Source organism: Streptomyces sp. GbtcB6, from assembly GCF_019091475.1.
Classification (GTDB): domain Bacteria; phylum Actinomycetota; class Actinomycetes; order Streptomycetales; family Streptomycetaceae; genus Streptomyces; species Streptomyces hyaluromycini.
The window spans coordinates 179,351-202,536 of sequence record NZ_JAGXJL010000018.1 but is presented as its reverse complement, the minus strand read 5'-3'; the positions used below and the strand labels follow the sequence as shown (position 1 = coordinate 202,536).

General features: G+C 72.2%; 22 protein-coding genes. 9 read left to right on the top strand and 13 right to left on the bottom strand.

The genetic code is table 11. The annotated features are described in order from the left end of the window. Nucleotides 1-11 precede the first annotated feature (11 nt). On the top strand, nucleotides 12-2,255 hold the full coding sequence (locus KVT45_RS29030; protein ID WP_217552060.1) for an FUSC family protein: 2,244 nt from the start codon (nucleotides 12-14) through the stop codon (nucleotides 2,253-2,255). A gap of 63 nt (nucleotides 2,256-2,318) precedes the next feature. Here KVT45_RS29030 and KVT45_RS29025 read toward each other — a convergent pair whose 3' ends face one another. Further along, entirely contained in the window at nucleotides 2,319-3,173 is an 855-nt protein-coding gene (locus KVT45_RS29025) for a SigB/SigF/SigG family RNA polymerase sigma factor (RefSeq protein WP_217552059.1), read from the bottom strand. Nucleotides 3,174-3,409: 236 nt separating this feature from the next. Next, complete coding sequence (locus KVT45_RS29020; protein WP_217552058.1) at nucleotides 3,410-3,829, bottom strand: ATP-binding protein; 420 nt, start codon at nucleotides 3,827-3,829, stop codon at nucleotides 3,410-3,412. A 381-nt stretch (nucleotides 3,830-4,210) separates the two neighbouring features. Here KVT45_RS29020 and KVT45_RS29015 point away from each other — a divergent pair, with 381 nt between their 5' ends. Beyond that, nucleotides 4,211-4,660, top strand: coding sequence for a cyclic nucleotide-binding domain-containing protein (locus KVT45_RS29015; protein WP_217552057.1), 450 nt, complete (start codon nucleotides 4,211-4,213; stop codon nucleotides 4,658-4,660). A gap of 4 nt (nucleotides 4,661-4,664) precedes the next feature. Here KVT45_RS29015 and KVT45_RS29010 read toward each other — a convergent pair whose 3' ends face one another. Both KVT45_RS29010 and KVT45_RS29005 read right to left on the bottom strand, forming a co-directional pair. Then, nucleotides 4,665-5,969 (bottom strand): MFS transporter, encoded by a 1,305-nt coding sequence (locus KVT45_RS29010; protein WP_217552056.1) that lies wholly within the window; start codon nucleotides 5,967-5,969, stop codon nucleotides 4,665-4,667. Nucleotides 5,970-6,097: 128 nt separating this feature from the next. After that, nucleotides 6,098-6,715, bottom strand: coding sequence for a LysE/ArgO family amino acid transporter (locus KVT45_RS29005; RefSeq protein ID WP_089102664.1), 618 nt, complete (start codon nucleotides 6,713-6,715; stop codon nucleotides 6,098-6,100). Between the two features lie 85 nt (nucleotides 6,716-6,800). Between KVT45_RS29005 and KVT45_RS29000 the strand changes: the two genes are divergently transcribed. Continuing rightward, nucleotides 6,801-7,685 (top strand): LysR family transcriptional regulator ArgP, encoded by an 885-nt coding sequence (locus KVT45_RS29000; RefSeq protein WP_217552055.1) that lies wholly within the window; start codon nucleotides 6,801-6,803, stop codon nucleotides 7,683-7,685. Nucleotides 7,686-7,776: 91 nt separating this feature from the next. Here the strand turns inward: KVT45_RS29000 and KVT45_RS28995 are convergent, their stop codons facing one another. After that, nucleotides 7,777-8,469, bottom strand: a complete 693-nt coding sequence (locus tag KVT45_RS28995; protein WP_217552054.1) for a TetR/AcrR family transcriptional regulator — start codon at nucleotides 8,467-8,469, stop codon at nucleotides 7,777-7,779. A 121-nt stretch (nucleotides 8,470-8,590) separates the two neighbouring features. Between KVT45_RS28995 and KVT45_RS28990 the strand changes: the two genes are divergently transcribed. Both KVT45_RS28990 and KVT45_RS28985 read left to right on the top strand, forming a co-directional pair. Next, the gene (locus KVT45_RS28990; protein WP_217552053.1) at nucleotides 8,591-9,805 is read left to right on the top strand and encodes a saccharopine dehydrogenase C-terminal domain-containing protein; all 1,215 of its coding nucleotides are present in this window, start codon (nucleotides 8,591-8,593) and stop codon (nucleotides 9,803-9,805) included. Between the two features lie 113 nt (nucleotides 9,806-9,918). After that, complete coding sequence (locus tag KVT45_RS28985) at nucleotides 9,919-10,173, top strand: WhiB family transcriptional regulator (protein WP_217552052.1); 255 nt, start codon at nucleotides 9,919-9,921, stop codon at nucleotides 10,171-10,173. Here the strand turns inward: KVT45_RS28985 and KVT45_RS28980 are convergent. The 4 genes from KVT45_RS28980 to KVT45_RS28965 all read right to left on the bottom strand — a co-directional run bounded on the left by KVT45_RS28980 (nucleotide 10,166) and on the right by KVT45_RS28965 (nucleotide 15,058). Continuing rightward, on the bottom strand, nucleotides 10,166-12,028 hold the full coding sequence (locus KVT45_RS28980) for a HAMP domain-containing sensor histidine kinase (protein ID WP_217552051.1): 1,863 nt from the start codon (nucleotides 12,026-12,028) through the stop codon (nucleotides 10,166-10,168). The genes KVT45_RS28985 and KVT45_RS28980 overlap by 8 nt on opposite strands. Continuing rightward, nucleotides 12,025-12,726, bottom strand: a complete 702-nt coding sequence (locus KVT45_RS28975) for a response regulator transcription factor (RefSeq protein ID WP_217552050.1) — start codon at nucleotides 12,724-12,726, stop codon at nucleotides 12,025-12,027. Before KVT45_RS28975 ends, KVT45_RS28980 begins: the two co-directional genes overlap by 4 nt. Nucleotides 12,727-12,756: 30 nt before the next feature. Further along, a complete protein-coding gene (locus tag KVT45_RS28970; protein ID WP_217552049.1) occupies nucleotides 12,757-13,500 on the bottom strand; it encodes a hypothetical protein in 744 nt (247 codons plus the stop codon). A gap of 154 nt (nucleotides 13,501-13,654) precedes the next feature. After that, nucleotides 13,655-15,058, bottom strand: coding sequence for a M1 family metallopeptidase (locus tag KVT45_RS28965; RefSeq protein WP_217552048.1), 1,404 nt, complete (start codon nucleotides 15,056-15,058; stop codon nucleotides 13,655-13,657). 168 nt (nucleotides 15,059-15,226) lie between these two features. Between KVT45_RS28965 and KVT45_RS28960 the strand changes: the two genes are divergently transcribed. Beyond that, complete coding sequence (locus tag KVT45_RS28960; RefSeq protein WP_217552047.1) at nucleotides 15,227-15,574, top strand: DUF488 domain-containing protein; 348 nt, start codon at nucleotides 15,227-15,229, stop codon at nucleotides 15,572-15,574. Here KVT45_RS28960 and KVT45_RS28955 read toward each other — a convergent pair. Next, nucleotides 15,571-17,244 (bottom strand): FAD-binding dehydrogenase, encoded by a 1,674-nt coding sequence (locus KVT45_RS28955; RefSeq protein WP_217552080.1) that lies wholly within the window; start codon nucleotides 17,242-17,244, stop codon nucleotides 15,571-15,573. The genes KVT45_RS28960 and KVT45_RS28955 overlap by 4 nt on opposite strands. Nucleotides 17,245-17,261: 17 nt before the next feature. Next, nucleotides 17,262-17,918 (bottom strand): TetR/AcrR family transcriptional regulator, encoded by a 657-nt coding sequence (locus KVT45_RS28950; RefSeq protein WP_217552046.1) that lies wholly within the window; start codon nucleotides 17,916-17,918, stop codon nucleotides 17,262-17,264. Between the two features lie 120 nt (nucleotides 17,919-18,038). Between KVT45_RS28950 and KVT45_RS28945 the strand changes: the two genes are divergently transcribed. From KVT45_RS28945 to KVT45_RS28935, 3 genes are all read left to right on the top strand, one after another. Next, nucleotides 18,039-18,665: an alpha-ketoglutarate-dependent dioxygenase AlkB gene (locus tag KVT45_RS28945; RefSeq protein ID WP_217552045.1), complete on the top strand. Its 627-nt coding sequence runs from the start codon at nucleotides 18,039-18,041 to the stop codon at nucleotides 18,663-18,665. Between the two features lie 86 nt (nucleotides 18,666-18,751). Next, nucleotides 18,752-19,501, top strand: coding sequence for an MBL fold metallo-hydrolase (locus KVT45_RS28940; RefSeq protein WP_217552044.1), 750 nt, complete (start codon nucleotides 18,752-18,754; stop codon nucleotides 19,499-19,501). Between the two features lie 24 nt (nucleotides 19,502-19,525). Further along, entirely contained in the window at nucleotides 19,526-20,761 is a 1,236-nt protein-coding gene (locus tag KVT45_RS28935; RefSeq protein WP_217552043.1) for a DUF4032 domain-containing protein, read from the top strand. Between the two features lie 21 nt (nucleotides 20,762-20,782). On the opposite strand, the gene KVT45_RS28930 is transcribed toward KVT45_RS28935, so the two are convergent. Then, the gene (locus tag KVT45_RS28930; RefSeq protein ID WP_217552042.1) at nucleotides 20,783-21,652 is read right to left on the bottom strand and encodes a universal stress protein; all 870 of its coding nucleotides are present in this window, start codon (nucleotides 21,650-21,652) and stop codon (nucleotides 20,783-20,785) included. Nucleotides 21,653-22,432: 780 nt separating this feature from the next. Beyond that, entirely contained in the window at nucleotides 22,433-23,176 is a 744-nt protein-coding gene (locus KVT45_RS28925; RefSeq protein WP_217552041.1) for a sigma factor-like helix-turn-helix DNA-binding protein, read from the bottom strand. Between the last annotated feature and the right edge of the window lie 10 nt (nucleotides 23,177-23,186).

Here is a 23,186-nt window from a genome sequence, read left to right as displayed (position 1 = left end):
AGCGCGGCGGAGTGAGAGCGGCGGGGCGGGCGGAGGTCCGGGGGCGGCTCGCGGCGGCCGACCCCGGGCTGCTCCGCTTCACCGCCGGTCTGCGCACGGTCACGTCGATCGCGCTCACGCTCGCCGTCCTGGCGGCGCTGCGGTTCGACGTGACGCATCTGGTGGCCGGGGCCATCACGGCGATGGTGGCCACCTTCGCGATCCGGGAGAAGGGGCGGCCGAAGCAGGCTGTCACGCTCGCCCTGGGCCTGCCGGTGGCGCTGGCCTCGATGTCGCTGGGCGCGCTGCTCAACTCGCGGGTGGTGATCGGCGACCTGTTCTTCGTGGCGCTCATCTTCAGCGCGGTCTACAGCCGGCGTTTCGGCGACCGGGGCACGGCGCTGGGGCTGATCGGCTTCCAGATCTACTTCGCCTCGCTGTTCGTGCACGCGACCGTGCCCGCGCTGCCGGGCCTGTACCTCACGATCACGGTGGCGTTCGGCTGTGCGGCCGTGGCGCGTTTCGCACTGGTACGGGAGACCGCCGCGGGCATCCTGGACCGGCTGCGGCGGGCCTTCCGGGTCCGGTTCGCCCAGCTGGTGGCCGCACAGGCCGAGTTGCTGGACGCCGGGCCGGACGAGCTGGACAAGGCGGTGGAGGAGGTCCGGGTCAGGACCGCCCGGCTGCACGAGACGGCGCTGCTGATCCAGGGGCGGCTCGCGGACGGCACCTCCGACGAGGCGGTGGCCAGGCTGGTGCAGCGCCGGATCGCGGACGCCGAGATCGCCGCCGAGCGGCTCGGGCTGCTGCTGCTCACCGCCCGCAGCGCCGAGCGGGCGGACACGCTCACCCTGCATCTGCCGGGCGCCCCGCTGCCGTCGGCGGCCGTGGAGCCGGTGCGGGACGAGGCGATGGAGCGGCTGCGGCTCGATCTGGAGGCGCTGCGGCTGCTGGTGCTGCGGCCGGCCGGGCCCGAGAAGGGAACCGCGCTGGCCCGGCTCCGCAACCGGCTGCTCGGCTACCGCGAGGAGGAGAACCTGCCGCCCGCCTCGCCGGCCGTACAGGACGTGTTCCGGGGCATCGGCGAGGCCGCGCGGGCGGTGCTGGGGCTGCGGATCGCGCTGGACGGGCCGCAGGACGAGTCCGACGACACCCCGGCCACCTCCCGGTCCCGGGAGGAGCTGGACGCCGAGGACGCGGCCATCGAGGGCGCCGAGGAGGGCGAACGCGAGACCGAGGAGGCGACCGGGCTGCGCCGGCCGACCACGCGGGCGGCGGTGCAGGTGGCGGTCGGCTCGTCGCTGGCCATCGTCGGCGGGGAGTTCCTCTCCGCCCAGCGCTGGTACTGGGCGGTGCTGACCTGCTGGATCGTGTTCATCAACACCGCGTCCACCGGCGAGATCCTGGTGAAGGGCTATCGGCGGCTGCTCGGCACGGTTCTCGGCGTGGTGGCGGGCATCGTGCTCGCGGGACTGGTCGGGCACCACACCTGGACGGCGTTCGGGCTGGTGCTGCTCTTCATCTTCGCGATGTTCTACTCGGCGCCCGTCTCGTACACCCTGATGTCGTTCTTCGTGACGGCGATGCTGGGCCTGCTGTACACGCTGCTCAACACCTACAGCCTGGACGTCCTGGTGCTGCGGGTGGCGGAGACGGCGCTCGGCGCGGTGTGCGGGGTGATCGCGGCCGCGGTGGTGCTGCCGGTGCACACCGACCGCCGTACCGACGAGTTGCTGGCCGAGACGCTGGACCGGCTGGCCGACGTCACCCGGGCCTCGGCCGACCAGTTGAGCGGGGCGCCGCCGGTCGACCTGGTGGAGAAGGCCCGCGACCTGGACCAGGCGCTGGCCGATCTGGCGGCGGCCGTGCAGCCGCTGACGCATCCGATCACCCCGCTGCGCTCCCGCCGGGACACCGCGCGCTATGTGGTGGCGCTCCTGGAGACCTGCGCCTATCACGCGCGGTCCCTGGCCGCGACGGCCGAGCTGCTGCCCACCCATCCGGCGATCGCGGCGGATCCCCGGCTGCGCGGGGCGGGGCGGCGGATCGTGCACAACATCGAGGCGATCGCCGCCCAGGTGGCCGACCGGCGGCCCGTCCCCGAGATCGAGACCGGTCCCAGCATCGCGGCGATGCTGCAGCCGGGCACCCTCCGGGCGCCGCGCTACGGCCGGGTGACCGACCGGGTGCTGCGGCATCTGCAGCGCCTCGACGAGGCGGTGGTGGGTCTGGCCCGGCCGCTGGGGGTGCCGGTGCGGCCGCGGGCGGCCGCATGACGGGGTGTCACGGTGCCGTCTCCCCGTCGGCCGGCGGGGAGACGGCCGCCGGGGCCGGGGGGATCAGGCGGACCCTCCCAGGGCCTCGGCCCTGACCCGGGCGCAGCTGCGGCTGATGAGCCGGGAGACGTGCATCTGGGAGATGCCGAGGCTCTCGGCGATCCGGCTCTGCGTCATGTCCTCGAAGAACCGCATGTAGAGGATGGCCCGTTCCCGCTCGGGCAGCCGCCGCAGCCCCTCCTTCGCCGCCTCCCGGTCGACGACGACGTCGTAGGACCCTTCGGACTCCCCGAGGGTGTCGGCCAGGCTGTAACCCTCCTCGCCCCTGGCGAGTTCGGCGTCCAGGGACAGGGTGCTGAAGCTCTCCAGGGCCTCCAGTCCGGCGGTGACCTCGTCCTCGGTCAGGCCGGTGTGGGCGGCGAGGCCGGCGACGGTGGGTTCCGGGGAGCCTGGATTCTGGGTGAGATCGCGGCGTGCCACCCGTACCCGGTTGCGCAGTTCCTGCACCCGGCGCGGCACGCGAAGCGCCCACATCCGGTCGCGGAAGTGCCGTTTGACCTCGCCGGTGATGGTGGGCACCGCGTAGCTCTCGAAGGCGCCGCGTGCGGGGTCGTAGCGGTCGACGGCCTTGACCAGGCCGAGCGCGGCGACCTGGCGCAGGTCCTCGACGGACTCGCCGCGGTCGCGGAAGCGGCCGGCGATGCGGTGGGCCATGGGCAGCCAGGCGGCGACCAGTTCGTCGCGCAGGGCGTCCCGCTCGGGGCCGTCGTCGAGCCCGGCGAGGCGGGCGAAGCGGTCCGTCGTGTCGGGGGCGTCGTCGTGGGCGCGGCGGGGTGTCGTGCGCACGGTGCGGCGGGGTGTGGTGCGGGTGGTGCGGTCGGGTGTGCGGGGACGGCTGGTCGGCCATGGGGTGGGCATGCGGAATCGCTCCTGAACTGTGGGTTTCAGGGCGTCACCGGAACGAGGTCCCGGGACTCGGCCCGAACTGTGGTGTCGGGGGCGCCGCGGAAGCACCTCCCGGACCGCTCTGCGGGCCCGGGGGGCCGTCGTACGACTGCTCCCGTCGGCGCGCGCCTCCGGTCCGAAGCACGACAGTGCGACTGCCCCTTCGGTCCGGGCGCAAACAGCGTCCTGCCGGAAGTCCGCCCACCGGCTCAGGCCAGGGGCACGACCGCGGTGATCCGTTTGCCGCCGCAGGGCAGTCCGGCGACCTCCACGTCACGGGCCAGCCGGCAGACGATGGGCCAGCCCCGGCCGCCGGGCCGCCAGCGGTCGCGTTCTTCCGTGACCCGTTCGGCGACCGGTATCTCGTCGCTGCGGTCGCTGACCGACACCCGTATCGCGCATCCCTCGACGTCGACGTCGAAGCCGGTGATCCCGCCGCCGTGCAGGATGGCGTTGGTGGTCAGTTCCGAGGTGACGAGCAGGGCGTCGTCGAGGGCTCCGGCGGCACACGGCAGGTCCCGTCGGGCGACCGCGCCGCGTACCGCTCTGCGGGCGTCGGCCGGCCGCAGCGGGGTCCGGCACAACTCGGGTGGTGCGACTGGTGACTCGCTCCGGTACTTTTCCCGCATCCTTTCGCTCCCTGAGTGGTGGACCGGTTGCGTACGGGGCTCTTCTCTCCGCCTCACCGGTCGGGGCGCGGCCAAACCCGTTCGGGTGCCGCGAGGGGCTCCCCAAAGTGAAACGGGTCACGTAGCCTGTTCCCAGCTACACGAAATGGCTCTGGATGGTTTACCGTTCACCCATAAGTGGTCGAGGAGTTGACTCCGGGTCCTCCCCCGCCACCTCTGACGGCCCTGGCTGGCCTCCCCCGTCCAGCCAGGGCTTTTTCATGCCCGGACCGTCCCCCGTCGGCGATTCTCACCCTCTTCGAGGTGCCCGGCCGGGCGGCAGCGGCTGAAATGGGCGTAGGGAAAGCACCCCGTACCCTCGCCGGCGAGGAGCCCCGTGCCATGACCAAAGCCATCAAACTGCTCACCGCCCTGCCCCAGGCCCAGCGCGAGCGCCTCATGGAACTGGCTCACGAGGTGTCCTTCCCCGAGGACAGCAGGATCTTCGAGGCCGGCGGCACCGCTGACCGCTTCTGGGTGATCCGCTCGGGAGCGGTCAACCTGGACCAGGAGGTGACATCACGCAAACGGGTGACCGTCGCCAGTCTGGGCGCCGGCGACCTGCTCGGCTGGTCCTGGCTGTTCCCGCCGTACACCTGGGACTTCGGTGCGGTGGCCTTCAGCCAGGTGCGGGCCTACGAGTACGACGCAGCGGCCGTGCTCGCGCTGAGCGTCGAGGATCCGCTGCTCGGCCTCTCGCTGGTGCGGACCGTCGCCGAGATCCTCGCCAGCCGACTGGAGGTCACCCGGGGCAAGCTACTCGACGCGTACGTCGGGCGACGGCCGGCGTGACCGGTCAGACGCGGTAGCGGCGCAGGGCCGGGACCGCGGCGGCCAGGGCCAGCATCACCGCCACCACCAGCAGCCCGCCGCCCGCCACCGCCGCGCGCGGCCCGAAGACCGAGCCGGCGGTGCCGTGCAGCACGTCGGCCAGCCGCGGACCTCCCGCGACCACCACGGTGAACACGCCCTGCATCCGGCCGCGCATCTCGTCGGTCGCGGCGGAGAGCAGGATCGCACCCCGGAAGACCATCGAGACCATGTCGGCGACCCCGGCGGCGGCCAGGAAGACCACGGCGACCCAGAGGTTGCGGCTCAGCCCGAACCCGGCGATGGCCGCGCCCCAGCCGACGACCGCGCCGATCACCATCCAGCCGTGCCTGCGGGCCCGCGAGAAGGTGCCGGAGAACAGCCCGCCGAGGACCGCGCCGACGGGGATCGCCGCGAACAGCAGACCGAGCGCGAGCCCCTCGCCGTAGGAGGCGTAGGTCTGGGCGGCGAGCTGCGGGAACAGGGCGCGGGGCATGCCGAAGACCATCGCGATGATGTCCGCGAGGAACGACAGCAGCAGCACCTTGTGCATGGAGATGTACCGGAAGCCCTCCGCGATCTCGCGGATCCCGGCGCGCCGCGCCGTCGCGGCCGCCAGCGGCGGCAGCGCGGGCAGCCAGTAGACCGCCCACACCGTCACGCACAGCGCCAGCGCGTCGATCAGGTACAGCTCGGGCAGCCCGATGACGGGGATCAGGGCACCGGCGAGCAGCGGACCGACCACCTGCCCGGTCTGCATGACCGTCGAGCCGAGCGCGTTCGCGGCGGGCAGCTGCGCCTCGGGGACCAGCCTGGCTATGGAGGCGGTACGGGCGGGCGCGTTCAGCCCCCAGAACGCCTGCTGCATCGCGAGCAGCACCATCAGCGCGGCCACGGACTCCATCCCGGTGACCGCCTGGACGAAGAACAGCAGCGAGGTCACGCCGATACCGATGTTGGTGATCAGCAGCAGCTTGCGCCGGTCCATGGTGTCGGCGACCGCACCGCCCCACAGCGCGAACACGATCAGCGGCAGCAGCCCGGCGAGGCTCGCCGCGCCGACCCAGGCGGACGACCCGGTGATGTCGAAGATCTGCTTGGGCACGGCGACGGCGGTCAGCTGGCTGCCGACCGAGGTGACGATGGTCGACGTCCACAGCCGGCGGTAGGCCGGGATGCGCAGCGGGCGGGTGTCCATCGCCCAGCGCCGCCAGCCGCTCCGGGGCGGGGCGGCCGTGGTGTCGTCGGGGGTCTGGGTGTCGGACTGGGTGCCGCTCTCGCTGGTGTCCACGGAGTTCCTGTTGTCCTGGTCTTCTCGATGCCCGCTACATCTTTCGATTGCAGGATCACTATTCCAGCAACTTCTGTGGCTGCCGAACCGGTTGTCTCAGGATGCGGCCGCCGCGGGCTCCGGGCGCCTCAGGATCCCGCGACCAGCATCAGGCCGAGCCCGATCATGGTCAGCGCCACCAGCCCGTCCAGCACCCGCCAGGCGGCCGGCCCGGCGAGGTACCGGCCGAGCAGCCGGGCACCGAAGCCGAGGGCGGTGAACCAGCAGAGGCTGGCCAGCGCGGCGCCCAGGCCGAAGGTCCAGCGCAGGTCGCCCCGGTCGGCGGCCAGGGTGCCGAGCAGGAACACGGTGTCCAGGTAGACGTGCGGGTTCAGCCAGGTCATGGCCAGGCAGGTGAGCACCGCCCGGCGCCGGGACCCCGCCGCCTCGCCCTCGGTGCGCAGGCCGCCGGTGCCGGGCCGCAGGACCCGGCGGGCGGCCAGGGCGCCGTAGCAGAGCAGGAAGACGCCGCCGATCAGCCCGACCGCCCGTACCGCGCCGGGCCACGCCACGACGATCGCGCCCACCCCGCCGACGCCGAGCGAGATGAGGGCGGCGTCGGAGAGCGCGCAGATGCCGACGACCACGAGCACCGCGTCCCGGCGGATGCCCTGGCGCAGCACGAAGGCGTTCTGGGCGCCGATGGCGACGATGAGCGAGAGGCCGCTGCCGAAGCCTGCGGCAGCGGCGGCGAGAGAGCTGGGCATGCCCTCGACGCTACGGAAGCGATCACTGGACGTACAGCTAAAGGTTTTTACGTACCATTAGCGCTGCTGAAGAAAGGAGCAGGACGTGGAGCTTCCCCTGGACCAGGTGCGGACGCTGCTGACGGTGGTGGACGAGGGCACGTTCGACGCGGCGGCCGCGGCCCTGCATGTGACGCCGTCGGCGGTCAGCCAGCGGGTGAAGGCGCTGGAGCAGCGCACGGGCCGGGTGCTGCTCCAGCGCACCAAGCCGGTGCGGCCCACGGAGTCGGGCGAGGTGCTGGTCCGGTTCGCCCGGCAGCTGGCACGGCTGGAGCGGGACGCGCGCGGCGAGCTCGGCATGAGCGGTGCCGGGGAACCGACGCGGGTGTCGGTCGCGGTCAACGCGGACTCGCTGGCGACGTGGTTCCTGGCGGCGCTGACCGGGCTGCCGGGGGTCTATGTCGAACTGCGCCGGGAGGACGAGGACCACACGGCCGCGCTGCTGCGGGAGGGTCTGGTGATGGCGGCGGTGACCTCGTCATCGGACGCGGTGCCGGGGTGTTCGGTGCGGGCGCTGGGGCGGATGCGGTACCTGCCGGTGGCGGCGCCGGAATTCGCGGCGAGGCATCTGACGGATGTGCTGCCGGATGCGCTCGCCGAGGCGCCGGTGATCACGTTCGACCGGCGGGACGATTTCCAGGACGGCTTCGTACGACGGCTGGGCCGGGGCGGGGCCAGTTCGCTACGGCACTACGTGCCCACGTCGGAGGGGTTCGTGGACGCGGTGACGGCTGGGCTGGGGTGGGGGATGGTGCCGGAGTCGCAGGCGGAACCGCGGTTGCGGAGGGGCGAGTTGGTGCGGCTCGGTGGGCGGGAACTGTGGGTCGACGTGCCGTTGTACTGGCAGCAGTGGAAGTTGGATTCGCCGGCTTTGGGGGCGGTGACGGAGGCGGTGGTGAGTGCGGCGGAGGGTGCGTTGCGCCAGCCGTAGGGGGTTGACTGGTAGTTGCGCGGGTGCGGGCCGGTGGGGGCTTGTCGCGCAGTTCCCCGCGCCCCTTACGGGGCACTCCAGGCCGGGGCGTTTACAAGGACCGTTCTGCGCTGTCCAGGAGCATCTCCAGGGCCGTTGGATAGGCGCTCGTCACCATGCGCTTCGCCAGTAGGCGGGACGCCTCCGCGATGCGGGGGTGGGTTGTGTGCGGGAGGCGGGCGTAGGTCGAGTGCCACTTGTCCTCGTCGGCGCGCTGGGAGTCCTTCGGGAGGGTGAGGGAGGCCGCGTCCAGGGCTGCGAAGGCCAGGGTCTGGTCGATGAAGGCGTGGTAGACGCGCACGGTCTCGGGGAGTGAGAAGCCCGCCGTGCGCAGGACGTCCAGGACCGCCTCGTCGGCGGCGAGTTCGTGGGCCCGGCCCGTCACCCGGTTCGTCGTCAGCAGGGCCGCCTGCGGGTGGGCCACGTACTGCGCGTGGATGCGCAGACCGATCGTGCGCAGGTCCGTCCGCCACTCCCCCGACGGCGTCCAGCCGGCCAGCGCCTCACCGATGAGCGCGTCGCCGATCGCCAGGGTCAGGTCGTCCATGCCCCGGAAGTAGCGGTACAGGGTGCTGGGGTCGCAGTCGAGGGCGAAGCCCAGGCGGCGGGCGGTCAGGCCCGCGCTGCCGTGCTCGCGCAGCAGGCGGAGCGCCGCCTCGACGATCAGCCCCTCCGACAGCACGGTTCCGCTACGGGTGGGGCGACGCCGACGGCGCTTATCCTCCGATATGACCGGTTTGGGCATCGCGCGCTCCCTGCTGTTCTTATGCCAACGCCATTGACCTTACGTGACGGCGGGGCGTTTCATTCCGGCCAAGGCGCCCCCGTACTCGACCTCGCTCTCTGTCTCAGAAGGAGATCCCCGCATGCGTGTACTGCTCGTGGGAGCCGGTGGTGTGGGCACCGCCGTCACCCGGATCGCCGCCCGGCGGCCGTTCTTCGACCTGATGGTGGTCGCCGACTACGACGCGGCGCGCGCCGAGGCGGCGGTGGCGGCCGTCGGCGACGACCGGTTCCGCGCCGAGCGCGTCGACGCCGGTGACGAGGCGGCCGTGGCCGCGCTGCTGGCCCGGCACGACTGCGACGTACTGCTCAACGCCACCGACCCGCGCTTCGTCATGCCCCTGTTCCGGGCCGCCCGCAAGGCCGGCGCGAGCTATCTCGACATGGCGATGTCGCTGTCCCGGCCGCATCCCGAGCGGCCGTACGAGGAGTGCGGGGTCAAGCTGGGCGACGAACAGTTCGCGCTGGCCGGGGAGTGGGCGGAGGCGGGTGCCCTCGCCCTGGTGGGCATGGGGGTGGAGCCCGGGTTGTCGGACGTGTTCGCCCGCTACGCGGCCGACGAGCTCTTCGACGAGATCGAGGAGATCGGCATCCGCGACGGCGCGAACCTGACCGTGGACGGCTACGACTTCGCGCCCTCCTTCAGCATCTGGACCACCATCGAGGAGTGCCTCAACCCGCCCGTCGTGTACGAGAAGGGGCGCGGCTGGTTCACCACCGCCCCCTTCAGCGAGCCCGAGGTGTTCGACTTCCCGGACGGGATCGGGCCGGTCGAGTGCGTCAACGTCGAGCACGAGGAGGTACTGCTCGTGCCGCGCTGGGTGGACGCTCGGCGGGTCACCTTCAAGTACGGGCTGGGGCGCGAGTTCATCGAGACGCTGAAGACGCTGCACCTGCTGGGCCTGGACCGCACCACCCCGGTGACCGTGCCCGGCGCCGACGGCCCGGTCGCGGTCTCGCCCCGGGACGTGGTCGCCGCCTCGCTGCCCGACCCGGCGACGCTGGGCGAGCGCATGCGCGGCAAGACCTGTGCGGGCACCTGGGTGCGCGGGGTGAAGGACGGACGCCCGCGGGAGGTGTATCTCTACCACGTTGTCGACAACGAGTGGTCGATGGCGGAGTACGGTTGTCAGGCCGTGGTGTGGCAGACGGCCCTCAACCCGGTCGTCGCCCTCGAACTCCTGGCCACCGGCGGGTGGTCGGGCTCGGGCGTCCTCGGTCCGGAGGCGTTCCCGGCCCGCCCGTTCCTCGACCTGCTGACCGAATACGGCTCCCCCTGGGGTCTGCGCGAGCAGTGACTGCCCGTGAATCCTGCGGGACTCGGCCGTTTCAGCCGCGCCCGGACCGGTGACCCGGGTCCGAGCAACGCACATACCCACGGCAGAGTCGACACGGATCGCAGGTGACTTCGATGGACGACTGGCGAGACCACGCCGAGTGCCGCAAAGAGGACCCCGACCTCTTCTTCCCGATCGGCACCACCGGCCCGTCGCTGCATCAGACGCGGCGCGCGAAGGCCGTCTGCGAGCGCTGCCCGGTGCAGGAGCCGTGTCTGCGCTGGGCGATGGAGAGCGGGCAGGCCATCGGCGTCTGGGGCGGTACCACCGAGGCGGAGCGCCGGCTGCTGGCCCGGCGCCGGCAGCGGGCGGCGCGCCGGTTCAGCTGACGTCGGCCGGGGCCGGCGCGGCCGGCAGCCGCAGGGTGAACTCGGCGCCCTTGCCGGGTTCGCTGCGCGCCTCGGCGGCGCCGTCGTGGGCGGCGAGCAGATGGCGCACGATCGGCAGGCCGAGGCCGCTGCCCCCGGTACGGCGGCTGCGGGACTTCTCCGCGCGCCAGAACCGCTCGAAGACGTGCGTGAGATCGTCGGCGGAGATGCCCGGGCCCGTGTCGGTGACGGTGAGGACGACGTCGTCGCCGTCATGGCGGGCGGACAGTGTCACGCTGCCGTCGGCGGGAGTGTGCCGGATCGCGTTGGAGACCAGGTTGCCGATGGCCTGCCGCATCCGCACCGGGTCGGCGTCGAGCCAGGCGGTGCCGTCGGTGTCGGTCAGCAGGGTGACCCCGGCCGCGTCGGCGGCGACGCGGTGGGCGGCGGCGGCCTGGTCGATCAGGTCGGCGGCGCGCACCGGTTCGCGGTGCACGCGCAGGGTGCCGGCGTCGGCGGCGGCCAGGTCCTGGAGGTCGTCGATGATCCGCTGGAGGACCAGGGCCTCCTCGTGCAGGGAGCCCAGCAGGGCCGGGTCGGGGTCGACGAGGCCGTCCCGGGTGACCTCCAGCCAGCCGCGGATGTTGGTGAGAGGGCTGCGCAGTTCGTGGGCGATGTCGCTGACCATCGCCTTGCGCTGCTCCTCCAGGCGTTCCCGGCGTTCGGTGAGGTCGTTGAACGCCTCGGCCAGCAGCCCGGTCTCGTCCCGCGTGCGCACCGGCGCCCGGACGTGCAGTTCGGGCGGCTGCTGCGCGGCGGCGGTGAGCGCGCGCAGCGGTCGTACCAGGCGCATGGCGACGACGGCGGTGACGGCGACCGTGACGGCGAGGACCAGACCGGCCGCGCCGACGATCCTGGCCTTGTTGGCTGGGGACATGTCGAAGCGGGGTGCGGTCTGGTCGCCGATACCGAGGAAGAGTTCGGCGGCCGGGGCGACGTACGGTTCGAGCTGGGTGCGCCGTGCGTTGGTGACACAGTTCTTCGCGGTCTGGTCCGACTCCTGCTTGACCCCCTTCTTGGTGACGAGGAATCCGCCCGAGACCGGGTTGCGTCCCGTCGTGTCGTAGGTGAGGGAGAGCGAGCCGCCGAGGTCCATGTCCCTGGCCCGGAGGCAGGGGCGGGCCAGATCTGTCAGCGCGCTGAGGGCCTTGGTCTCGGTGGCGGTCGGGAAGTCGAGCGCGTCGCTCGCCTCGGCGGTCGGCAAGCCGAAGGCGGCACCGCACTTGGCCTTGAGGTAAAGGGGGGCGGCGTCCGTCGCCTCGTCCACGACGACATGGGGCCGCCCGCTCGGAGTGTGCTGGACGGTGGACCGGGCCCCCACCTGGTCGAAGCACTCCTGCTCCCGCTTCGCGACCGAGTCCAGCTTCTCGCGCTCCGGCCCGGTCAGCCGGAACGGGCCCACCGCGCGCGGGTCGATGCCGCTGAGCTGAGCACCGAACTCGGTGTACGTGTCGGTGTGCAGGGGGTCCACGGCCGCGGCCGGCCGGGGCGGCAGCGGGGTGTCGTGGGACGCCGAGTCGGCGATCAGCGTGCGGTCGGCGGTGGTCAGCGCGATCCTGCGGCCGGTCTTCGCGGCCAGTGCCCGCACGGTGTGCTGGACCCCGGTCCAGTCGGGGTGGTCCGCCGCGTACCCGCTGAGCTCGGCGAGGATCCTGTTGTCGGCGGCGAGATCCTGCCCCTGCTCCTCCTCCAGCGCGCTGGTGGTGGTCGTCACGGCGAGCCAGGCGGTGGCGGCCACGGAGCAGAGGGCGATCAGCACCGAGGTGAACAGCAGCCGGACCAGCAGCCGTTTGCGCCACGGTATCCGGGGCTTCACGGCCGGCCGCCGCTCAGCTTGTAGCCGACGCCGAACACGGTCACCAGCCGCACCGGCCGGCGGGGGTCGGCCTCGATCTTACGGCGCAGGTTCATCACATGGACGTCGACGGCCCGTTCGGTGGAGGACCGGTCGAAGCCGCGGGTGCACTGGAGCAACTGCCGCCGGCTGAACACCCGGTCCGGTTCGCCGGCCATGGCGAGCAGGATCTGGAACTCGGCCGGGGTCACCTCCACCGGCTGCCCGTCGCAGCGCACCTGGTGCCGCACGGGATCGACGCTGATCCCGGCGGCGGTCACGGCGGGTTCCTCCTCCCGGACGGCGGCGGCCCGCCCGCTGCGCCGCAGAATCGTCCGGATCCGGGCCATCAGCTCGCGCGGGCTGTACGGCTTGGTCATGTAGTCGTCGGCGCCCAGCTCCAGGCCGAGCAGCACGTCGTCCTCGTCGGAGCGGGCCGTGAGCATCAGCACCGGGATCTCCGGGTCGCCGCCGCGCAGCACCCGGCAGACACCGAAGCCGTCGATCACCGGGAGCATCAGGTCGAGGACGACCAGGTCGGGCCCGAGCCGCCGGGCCGCGTCCAGCGCCGCGGCCCCGTCGTGGACCACGGTCGCGTGGTGCCCCTCGGCCAGCAGCGATCTCCGGATCAGCTCGGCCTGCATCTCGTCGTCCTCGGCGACCAGCACATGTGCGCACACAGGTTCGGATCCTAAGCGAGTTCCGGCGGTCTACCGGGCGAGCCAGTCGGCGTACCCCATGACGACGACCGGATGCCGGTCCGGGTCGAGGGTGCGCAGCAGCTCCTTCATGTGCGCCTTGGCGACGCTCACACAGGCGTGCGTCGGACCGCCGTGGTCGACGTGCAGCCACACACCACCGCCGCGCTTCGCGCCCAGCGGCCGGGTCCAGTCGAGCGGTGAGGTGCCCGGCTCACGGTTGTAGTTGATGGCGACGACATAGTCGAAGGAACCTGCCAGCGACTCGCCCTCGAACCCGATGCCGGGCGATACGAAGCCGTAGGAGTGGTGGTACGGCAGCCTGCTCCCCGGGTCGGCGAGCAGGCCCCCGGCATCGGTCAGCCCGTACACCCCGACGGGCGAGCGCAGGTCCCCGGCCATGTGATGCTCGCTCCAGCCGTCCTTGCCGTTGTGCGCGGGCCACCTGGCACCGGGCTGCCAGACGTCGTCGTCGCGCGAATAGAGCACGACGGTGGAGAGCGGAGAGTTCTTGCCCCGCCCGGTGGCGACGACGACCTGCTCCGCCCGCTCGGGTATCGCGGCCGTCGTCCGGGGGCCGAGCCCGGGTATGCCGCTCGGCTGCGGGCTGCTGCTCTCGGGTGTGGGGGAAGCCGTCACCCGCGCCGGCCGGTCGTCCTCCGACCGGCTCGGCGCGGCCTCGGCGCCACCCCCGCACCCGGTGAGCAGGACGGGGGAGGCGGCGAGGAGGGCGACGGCGGCTCTGCGATGGATCATGAGACAGACCCTGACCGACGCTTGTAAGAAACTCGTCAGCTTTTTGATGCCCCTTAGGGCAGCGCCCCGTCAGGGGCGCGGGGCTGTGTCGAATGTGCGGCTCCGCCGCGTGGGCGCGACCAGCCCCGACCGGCCGGCACCCGAACAACTGCCCCTACGGCTTGCCCTTCTTGTACACCCACGTCTGGAACAAGGAACCGAGATCCTTCCCCGACTCCTTCTCCGCGAGCTTCACGAACTCCGCGGTCGTCCCGTGCCCGTACCGGTGCTGCGAAGCCCAGTCCCGCAGAATCCGGAAGAACACCGCGTCCCCGACCGCCTTCCGCAGCTCGTGCAGGGCCATCGCGCCCCGCGCATAGACAGGCGTGCCGAAGATGTTCGCCCCGCTCCCCGGGTCCCCCGGCGGATACGCCCACAACGGGTTGCTCGCCGGCTTCGCGTACAGCGCGTCGAACGTCTTCTGCGCGCTGTCGCCCCCGTGCTGCTCGCTGTACAGCCACTCGGCATACGTGGCGAAGCCCTCGTTGAGCCAGATGTCCTTCCAGGCGGTGAGGGAGACGGAGTCGCCGAACCACTGGTGGGCGTTCTCATGCACGAGCGTGCTCAGATCCGGCGCCGAGTCGTAGATCGGCCGGCCCTGCGTCTCCAGCGCGTATCCGACGCTCGGCGCGTGGTCGACGATCGACCCGGCGGAGCGGAACGGGTACGGTCCGAACAGCTTGCTCTCCCACTCCAGCACCGACGGCAGCTTCTTCAGCACCGCCGCCGACCCGCTCGCCTCGCGCGGGTCGACCGCGTTGTACACCTTGATCCCGTCCCGGGTGGTGTACTGCTGCACCTTGAACTTGCCGACCGTGGCGGTGGCGAGGTACGCGGCCATGGGCTCGCTCTGCCGCCACCGGAAGGTCGTGCGGCCGTCGGACGTGTGCTGTCCGAGCAGGACGCCGTTGGCGACGGCGGTGCGGCCCTTGGGGACGGTGATCGTGAAGTCGTACGACGACTTGTCCTTGGGGTGGCTGTTCGCCGGGAACCAGGTCATCGCGCCCTGCGGCTCCCCGGCGACGAACGCGCCGTCGTCGGTGCGGATCCAGCCGTCGGCCGAGCCGTCCGGGTCGGTGACCTGCTTGGGCGTGCCGTTGTACGCCACGGTGACCCGGAAGTCCCGGCCCTTCTCCAGCGCCCGCGACGGCGTGACGACGAGTTCCTGTCCGCTGCGGCTGAAATGCGCGGTCCGGCCGTCGACGGTCACCTTGGTGACCTTCAGGCCGCTGAGGTCGAGGTCGAAGCGGGTGAGCTTCTCGGTGGCGCGGGCGGTGAGGACCGCCTTGCCGTCGAGGTGCCGGGAGGAGGTGTCGTAGCGGAGCGTCAGGTCGTAGTGGCTGACGTGGTAGCCGCCGTTGCCGCTGAGCGGGAAGTAGGGGTCGCCCGCGCCCGCGCCGCCGATCGTGCTCGCCGAGGCCGTTCCGGCGCCGGCGAGCAGGGCCGCCACGGCGACCGGGACGGTGGCGAGGACGGCCTCGCGGCGAAGGACTGCGGTACGTCTGCGTGCGCCCTGCACAGAAACTCCTTGGGGGGGGTGGCCGGTGATCAATAGCCCTACACACTAGGCGCGCGGGTGTCCGTGTTTCCCCCTCATTCTGGTCAAGCTGTGCCGCGTCGGCAGCCCGTGGCACGGGCTCCCGCATACGCTCGCGGCACCGTCAGCGAGCCGAGAGGTGTGTCGACCGTGAGCGTGCGCGTCCGCAGGATCTATGAGGCACCCGAGCCGGAGGACGGGCTGCGCGTCCTGGTGGACCGGCTGTGGCCGCGCGGGCTGTCCAAGGAGGTCGCGCACGTGGACGAGTGGCCGAAGGGGCTGACGCCCTCGGACGAACTGCGCCGCTGGTTCCACGCCGGCGGGTCGTACGAGGAGTTCGTGCGTCGTTACGAGGCGGAGCTGACCGCACCCGAGGCCGCCGAACTCCTCGACGGCCTGCGGAAGTCGGTGCGCGAGGGGCGGGTGACCCTGCTCACCTCGTCCAAGACCCCGGACGAGAGCCACGCCACCGTGCTGGCGCGGCTCCTGGCCGACTAGGCGGTCTGCTTCGCCGCCGCGCGTCCCGCCGCCCGGCCCGAGAACAGGCAGCCGCCGAGGAACGTGCCCTCCAGCGCGTTGTAGCCGTGCACGCCACCGCCGCCGAAGCCGGCCACCTCGCCGGCCGCGTAGAGCCCGCCGATCGGCTGCCCGTCGGCGCCTAGGGCTCGGGAGTCCAGGTCGGTCTGGATACCGCCGAGGGTCTTGCGGGTGAGGACGTGCAGCTTGACGCCGATCAGCGGTCCGGCGGCCGGGTCGAGGATGCGGTGCGGGGTGGCGACCCGGCCCAGGCGGTCGCCGATGTAGCGGCGGGCGTTGTGGATGCCCTGGATCTGGGAGTCCTTGCTGTACGAGTTGTTGATCTGCAGGTCACGGGCGACGATCTGGCGGCGCACCTCGGCCGCGTCGAGGAGCGCCTTGTCGGTGAGGCCGTTCATCTTCTCGACGAGCTGGTCCAGGGAGTTCGCGGTGACGAAGTCCGCGCCGTTGTCGACGAAGGCCTGCACCGGGCCGGGCGCGCCCTTGCCGAGCAGCCGGTCGCGCAGCACGGCCTTGCGGTCCTTGGCGGTGATGTCGGGGTTCTGCTCGGAGCCGGAGAGCGCGAACTCCTTCTCGATGATCTTCCGGGTGAGGACGAACCAGGAGTGGTCGTGGCCGGCGATGTCCTCGGTGGTGCGCAGGTACTTGAGGGTGCTGAGGGTGTCGTAGCCCGGCAGGCAGGGGTCGGGCAGGCGACGGCCGAGGGCGTCGAGCCAGATGGAGGAGGGGCCGGGCAGGATCCGGATGCCGTGGCCGGGCCAGATGGAGTTCCAGTTCTGGATGCCCTCGGTGTAGTGCCACATGCGGTCGCGGTTGACGAGGCGGACGCCGGCCTCGGCGCTGATGTCGAGCATGCGGCCGTCCACGTAGGCGGGGACACCGGTGACCATCTCGGCGGGGGGTGTGCCGAGGCGTTCGGGCCAGTAGCGGCGGACGATGTCGTGGTTGGCGCCGATGCCTCCGGTGGTGACGACGACGGCCTGGGCGGTCAGTTCGAAGTCGCCGATGCGGTCGCGGTTGGAGGCGACTCCGCGCGGTGAGTCGTCGTCGGCGAGGACGGTGCCCCGTACCCCGCGTGCCTCGCCGTCCTCGATGACGAGTTCGTCGACCTGGTGGCGGTGGTAGAAGGTGAGCAGTCCGTCGCGGGCGGCCTGCTTGGCGTAGCGGGCGAAGGGCTCTACCACGCCGGTACCGGTGCCCCAGGTGACATGGAAGCGGGGCACGGAGTTGCCGTGCCCGTCGGCCCGCAGGTCGCCGCGCTCGGCCCAGCCGACGGTCGGCAGCAGACTGATGCCGTGGCTCTGCAGCCAGGGCCGCTTCTCCCCGGCCGCGAACTCGACATAGGCCCGCGCCCAGCGAACCGCCCAGGAGTCCTCGTCGTCCTTGCGGTCGAACTGGGCGCTGCCCTGCCAGTCGTTCCAGGCCAGGTCGAGGGAGTCCTTGATGCCGAGGCGGCGCTGCTCGGGCGAGTCGACGAGGAAGAGCCCGCCGAAGGACCAGAAAGCCTGGCCGCCGAGGTTGGCGGCGTTCTCCTGGTCGACCAGGGCGACGCGCCTGCCCCTGCTGGTGAGTTCGTGCGCCGCGACCAGGCCGGCGAGGCCGGCTCCGACGACGATGACGTCCGCGTCCATGGCGACTTCTGCCCTTCTCATACGGGGTGGGTACTGCCGTTCGTTCGTGCGGGGTGGGTGCTGCCGTCGATCAGCAGCGCGGTGAGCAGTTGCTTGAGCCACATACGGGCCCGGTCCACGTCCTTGTCGAGCAGCAGTTGGACCGTGACCCCGTCGTACGCGGCGACCACGGCGTGCGCGGCGCCGTCGGCATCGCCGAGCACGGCGGGGACCGGGGTGTGGCCGCGGGCCCGGAAGAGCCGGTCGGCGATGGCGTGGCGGAGCCGGGTCCGGTGGTCGAGGAGGATGTCGGCGACGGCCGGGTCCCGGGCGGCGTGCACCAGGAAGTCGGTCTTCACCAGCAGCCAGTCCACGTCGAGGAGCAGTACGTCGGTGACCCGGTCCACGGAGGCCGGCACGTCCAGGTCGGGTCCGTCGCCGGCGAGCGCGTCGGCGACCTGCTGGGCGATGAGGTCGGCGCGCTCCCGGTAGAGGGCGAAGAACAGCTCGTCGAGGGTGGCGAAGTTGGAGTAGAAGGCGCCCCGGCTGAACCCGGCGGCCTCGCAGACCTCCTCGATGGAGACCCGCCCGAACCCCTTGGCGGCGAACACGGTGAACGCGGCGTCGAGCAGCCGGGCACGGGTCTGCACCCGCCGCCGGGTCACGCGCTGGGGCGCACCGCCGCTCGCCGTCATGTACCGACCTCCGTTCGATACGCGAATGTATCGGATACACCAACGTATCGAAAGACCTCCGACCGCCCGCCCCAGGCATCCGAAGGGAACATATTTTCGATTAAGGAGTACGCTGGCCCCATGGCCACGCACCTCCAGGGCTCCCTGTTCGACCAGACCGACGAACTGCGGCTCGGCGGCCTCGACGGCATCGGCCGGACCGCGCTGGGCTCCGGCGCCTGGATCGACGTGCTGCCCGGCTGGCTGAGCGGCGCCGACGCACTGTTCGAACGGCTGGCGGCGGACGTCCCGTGGCATGCCGAGCGCCGCACGATGTACGACAACGTCGTGGACGTACCGCGCCTGCTCGCCTTCTACGCCGCGGCCGACCCGCTCCCCCACCCCGTCCTCGCCGAGGCCCGCGAGGCGCTCACCCGGCACTACGCCGAGGAGCTGGGCGAGCCGTTCGCCACGGCCGGGCTCTGCTACTACCGCGACGGCCGGGACAGCGTCGCCTGGCACGGCGACCGGATCGGCCGGGGTGAGCGCGAGGACACCATGGTCGCCATCCTCTCCGTGGGCGCACCCCGTGACCTGCTGCTGCGCCCGCTGCGCGGCGGCCCCTCGGTCCGGCGCCCGCTCGGCCACGGCGACCTGATCGTGATGGGCGGCTCCTGCCAGCGGACCTGGGAACACTGCGTACCGAAGACGGCCCGGGCCGCCGGGCCGCGGATCAGCATCCAGTTCCGGCCGCACGGGGTGCGCTGACCGGGGTCCTCGGCAACCGGTCGCCCGCTCCGTGTGGTTGGCTGTCCCCCGTTTCGATCTGCACGAACGGGCGAGCCGGAGTGATGATGCGGGCAGAGGTACACGAAGTCGGCAGGGGCGCCTACCTGGTGCACGGCCAGCACACCAACTGGGTGATCCTCAAGGACGGTGACGCCGTCACGCTGGTCGACACCGGGTACCCCGGCGACCGGCAGGGGCTGCTCGACTCCCTCGCGGAGGTGGGCAGTTCGCCGGAGGCGGTCGCGGCCGTCCTGATCACGCACGCGCACAACGACCACCTGGGCTCGGCCGAGTACCTGCGCGACACCCACGGCACGCCGGTCTATCTGCACGAGGCCGAAGTACCGCACGCCCGGCGGGACTTCCTCCAGCAGGTGTCCGTGGGCGAGGTGGTGAAGAACGCCTGGCGGCCGGGTGTGGTGCCGTGGCTGGTGCACGTGCTGCGCGTCGGCGGCACCGAGCAGCACCCCGTCAAGGCGCCCGAGGCGTTCCCGGTCACCGACGGCCCCCTCGACCTGCCGGGCAGCCCGGTCCCGGTGCACACCCCCGGCCACACCGACGGGCACACCGTCTACCACCTGCCCGACGCCGGACTGGTGATCTCCGGGGACGCCCTGGTCAGCGGCCACCGCACCTCGCGCGTCCAGGGCCCGCAGCTGCTGCCCGACATGTTCCACCACCAGCGGGACCGGGCCCTCGCCTCGCTGGAACTGATCGGCGCCCTCGACGGCGAGGCCCTGCTGCCGGGCCACGGCCCGCTGCACCGGGGCTCGGTGCGCGCGGCCGCCGAGCGGGCCCGGGAGCTGGCCTCCTGACACCCTGGCCTTAAGGTTCGTCCCATGGCCTTGCAGATCAGCGCCACCAACCCGGAGCACCCCGCGCTCCTGCTCGAACTCCCCTGGGACGTCCCGCTGGAGGAGTGGCCCGAGGAGTACCTCGTGCCGCTCCCCCGGGGCATCTCCCGGCACGTGGTGCGCTACGCCCGGGCCGGCAGCGAGGTCATCGCGGTGAAGGAGCTGGCAGAGCGCCCGGCGCTGCGCGAGTACGAGCTGCTGCGCGACCTGGACCGGCTCGGCATCCCCGCGGTCGACCCCCTCGCCGTGATCACCGGCCGCCTCGACCCGGACGGCGAACCGCTGGAGTCGGTGCTGGTCACCCGGCACCTGGGCGGCTCGATGCCGTACCGCTCGATGTTCGAGACGACCATGCGCCCGGCCACCATGCACCGCCTCATGGACGCCCTGGCGGTGCTGCTCGTACGCCTGCACCTGGCCGGGTTCGCGTGGGGCGACTGCTCGCTGTCCAACACACTGTTCCGGCGCGACGCGGGCGCGTACGCGGCATACCTGGTGGACGCCGAGACCGGCGACCTGCATCCGCAGCTGAGCAACGGGCAGCGGGAGTACGACCTCGACCTGGCCCGGGTGAACATCAGCGGGGAGCTGCTCGACCTGGAGGCGTCGGGGGCACTGCACCCGTCGCTGGACCCGATCGAGTTCGGGTTCGAGATCTGCACCCGGTACGGCGAGCTGTGGGAGGAGCTGACCCGGACCTCGGTGTATCCGGCGGGCAAGTACCACTTCATCGAGCGCCGGATCCGGCGGCTCAACGACCTCGGTTTCGACGTGGCCGAGATGCAGATCGAGCACTCCTCCAACGGCGACACGGTCACGTTCGTGCCGAAGGTCGTCGACGCCGGCCACCACCAGCGCCAGCTGCTGCGGCTGACCGGCCTGGACGCCGAGGAGAACCAGGCGCGGCGGCTGCTCAACGACCTGGAGAGCTGGATGGCCACCCAGGACGACTACGCCCCGGGCGACCCCCTCGCCGCCCGCCCCGAGGTGCTGGCCCACCGGTGGGTGCGGGACGTCTTCCGCCCCACCGTGCGGGCCGTACCGCTGGATCTGCGCGGCTCGATGGATCCGGCCGAGATCTACCACGAGCTGCTGGAACACCGCTGGTACCTGTCCGAGCACGCGCAGCACGACATAGGCCTGGACAACGCGGTCGAGGACTACATAGAGAACGTGCTGCCCAAGGCGCGGGAGACCCTGGAGCCGGTCACCCCGGAGTGAGCCGGGCGCGCCGGCCGCCGGTCAGTCGTGCGGGACCACGGCCACCGGGCAGTCGGCGTGGTGCAGCACCCCGTGCGCGACCGACCCGATGCGCGCGCCGACCGCCGTACGGTGGGCGCGCCGACCGACGACCATCAACTGGGCGTGTCCGGCCACCGACAGCAGCACCTGCCCCGCGCTGCCCATCTCCACGTGCTCGGCGACCGGCACCCCCGGGAACCGCTCGCGCAGCGGCCGTACCGCCTCGGACAGCGCCTTCTTCTCGAAGGGCTCCATGCCTCCGGCCTCGTCCAGCAGCTTCAGCGAACCCGGGCTGTAGGCGAAGACCGGCGGCAGGGTCCAGGCACGCACCACCCGGACCGTCGCACCACGGGCCGCGGCCGTCTCGAACGCGAACTCCAGCACGGCCGCGCTGTCCTCCGCGCCGCCCTGCTGGCCCACGACAACCTCCCGCCCGGCGGCCTCGGCCGCGGGCCGGTCCCCGGCACGCACCAGGACCACGGGCCGGGCGGCCTCGGCGATCACCTGCTGGCCGACGGAACCCAGCAGGAACCCGACGACCCGGCCGTGCCCGCGCGAGCCCAGCGCCAGCAGCTCGGCGCCGGCGGCCGCGGCCACGAGCACCTCGACCGGGCCGCCCTCCACCACGTCGACGCTCACCGCGAGCTCCGGATGCCGTCCGGTGACGGTCCGCACCGACTCGGTCACGCCGACGGACACCCACCCGCGCTGGGTCTCCCGGTCACCGCCGACCGCCTCGTGCGCCTCGTACCGCCAGGCGTGCACGACCCGCAGCGGCAGCCCCCGGCGCACCGCTTCCCGGGCCGCCCAGTCGAGAGCGGCGAGGCTCTCCTCCGTACCGTCGACCCCTGCCGTGATCGGGCGTGTCATGCACCGGCCTCCTCGTCGGTTCCGCGTCTGCGTGATCAGTCTTCCGCACCGGCGGGTGCCCGTCGTGCACCGTCGTACAAGAGCGAAGGCAGGCGATCGAACATACGATGGGCGGGAACCGGTACGGCGGCCGCGCTCCTCACGGGGCCCGTCGTCCCGTGGAACCAACGGCTCGGGGTGGGAGACGTATGGCACAGGCTGCCGACGCGGCACGGACCGTCATCATGACCGTGGACAAGCTGACACCTCGGGCCTTCGAATCATAGGCGCAGGCCGGGCGCATAAGCGCAGGTCAGAGCGGTATTACAGGTGCAACTTGGTCCCGGTCGGCCATGATCCAGGACCCGCCAGCGGGCCGCGATTCCACGGATTTTGCGCGGGAGCGCCTTCGGATCGTCGGCAGGCTGTAAACGCGCAGGTCACCGCCAGGGCGACCACCGGCGGGCGTCGTTCCGGGCCCCGTGGCCGCCGGGATCCCCGGACGGCCCGTCCCCGATCACGCGGGCGTACGGACTGCGGCGGATCTTCGCCCGCAGCTCCGGCGGCCACGTCTTGATCGCCTCGGCGTCCTGATCGACTTCGCCAGGACCGGTTCCCTGGGCTCCGCTCTCGGGGCCGATCGGCAGCTCGGCAATTCTGCCCTCTCGACGGCGCCGGGGACGGCCTCCGCCCAAGAGATGACGATCGGGATCTCTGCCACCCCTGGCCCGGCGAAGCTCGGCCATCAGCTCGGACACCCGACCCTCGTCGGGCCGCTCCCTGTCCAGCTCGGCCGCGAGTTCAGCCTTGATCGTCTTCCTCGTCCGCATCCTCGTCGTCCTCCTCCAGCAGTGCCCGCGCCTGATCCAGAATCGTGGTCGCCGCGTCCCGGCGCCGGGGGTGTGGCACCGAGGGCCCACCGGTCTCTTCGATCTTGTCTGACGGCCCCTCAGGGCGTCCGGCGGTGATCGCCAGTCGCGGCTTCGGCGGTACCGGGTCAGGGCCCTCCGGCTCCTGGCCGTCGGCGCGCTCCAGCTGACGGGCCGCCAGCTCGAAGGCGTAGAGCTTCAAGCGGGCCGCGAACTCCACGTCCACGTCGGCCGCGTCGATCACCCCCCGCACGGCCGCCTCGACGGCGCCCGCGATCAGCTCACCCTCCAGCTCGGCACGCGCCGTGAGGGCGGCCTCCAGCGGGGTCGGGGAGTCGACGGCGTAGAGCTTCCGGTACGACTCATTGATCTTGACCAGCTGGGCGCTGGCCGCGAGCTTGATCTTCGGATCGCTGGCACCGGCCTGGACCGTGCTCACGGTCCGGTACTCCTCGTCCAGCTGGGCGCCGAGATCCTGCCGGAGGATCTCGATCTCGTCCGGCCGCGTGTACGCCTCGCGCCCGGCTTCGATCCGGCGCTTGACGGTGGCCACGGAGAGATCGAGACGCCGGGCGATCTCCTCGTGCGGGAGCCGGTGGAGGTGCAGCCGGTAGGCCATGCGCTCCTGTTCGGCGATCACCGACGGGGGCGGAAGGTGTCCGGGGTTGGCGGGCATTCAAGATCAC

Excerpts from the sequence above, each read along its gene's own strand:
- KVT45_RS29025 (WP_217552059.1), bottom strand. The coding sequence starts at position 3,173 with ATGCCCACCCCATGGCCGACCAGCCGTCCCCGCACACCCGACCGCACC.
- KVT45_RS29020 (WP_217552058.1), bottom strand. The coding sequence starts at position 3,829 with ATGCGGGAAAAGTACCGGAGCGAGTCACCAGTCGCACCACCCGAGTTG.
- KVT45_RS29015 (WP_217552057.1), top strand. The coding sequence starts at position 4,211 with ATGACCAAAGCCATCAAACTGCTCACCGCCCTGCCCCAGGCCCAGCGC.
- KVT45_RS29005 (WP_089102664.1), bottom strand. The coding sequence starts at position 6,715 with ATGCCCAGCTCTCTCGCCGCCGCTGCCGCAGGCTTCGGCAGCGGCCTC.
- KVT45_RS28995 (WP_217552054.1), bottom strand. The coding sequence starts at position 8,469 with ATGCCCAAACCGGTCATATCGGAGGATAAGCGCCGTCGGCGTCGCCCC.
- KVT45_RS28990 (WP_217552053.1), top strand. The coding sequence starts at position 8,591 with ATGCGTGTACTGCTCGTGGGAGCCGGTGGTGTGGGCACCGCCGTCACC.
- KVT45_RS28985 (WP_217552052.1), top strand. The coding sequence starts at position 9,919 with ATGGACGACTGGCGAGACCACGCCGAGTGCCGCAAAGAGGACCCCGAC.
- KVT45_RS28970 (WP_217552049.1), bottom strand. The coding sequence starts at position 13,500 with ATGATCCATCGCAGAGCCGCCGTCGCCCTCCTCGCCGCCTCCCCCGTC.
- KVT45_RS28955 (WP_217552080.1), bottom strand. The coding sequence starts at position 17,244 with ATGGACGCGGACGTCATCGTCGTCGGAGCCGGCCTCGCCGGCCTGGTC.
- KVT45_RS28950 (WP_217552046.1), bottom strand. The coding sequence starts at position 17,918 with ATGACGGCGAGCGGCGGTGCGCCCCAGCGCGTGACCCGGCGGCGGGTG.
- KVT45_RS28945 (WP_217552045.1), top strand. The coding sequence starts at position 18,039 with ATGGCCACGCACCTCCAGGGCTCCCTGTTCGACCAGACCGACGAACTG.
- KVT45_RS28940 (WP_217552044.1), top strand. The coding sequence starts at position 18,752 with ATGCGGGCAGAGGTACACGAAGTCGGCAGGGGCGCCTACCTGGTGCAC.
- KVT45_RS28935 (WP_217552043.1), top strand. The coding sequence starts at position 19,526 with ATGGCCTTGCAGATCAGCGCCACCAACCCGGAGCACCCCGCGCTCCTG.
- KVT45_RS28930 (WP_217552042.1), bottom strand. The coding sequence starts at position 21,652 with ATGACACGCCCGATCACGGCAGGGGTCGACGGTACGGAGGAGAGCCTC.
- KVT45_RS28925 (WP_217552041.1), bottom strand. The coding sequence starts at position 23,176 with ATGCCCGCCAACCCCGGACACCTTCCGCCCCCGTCGGTGATCGCCGAA.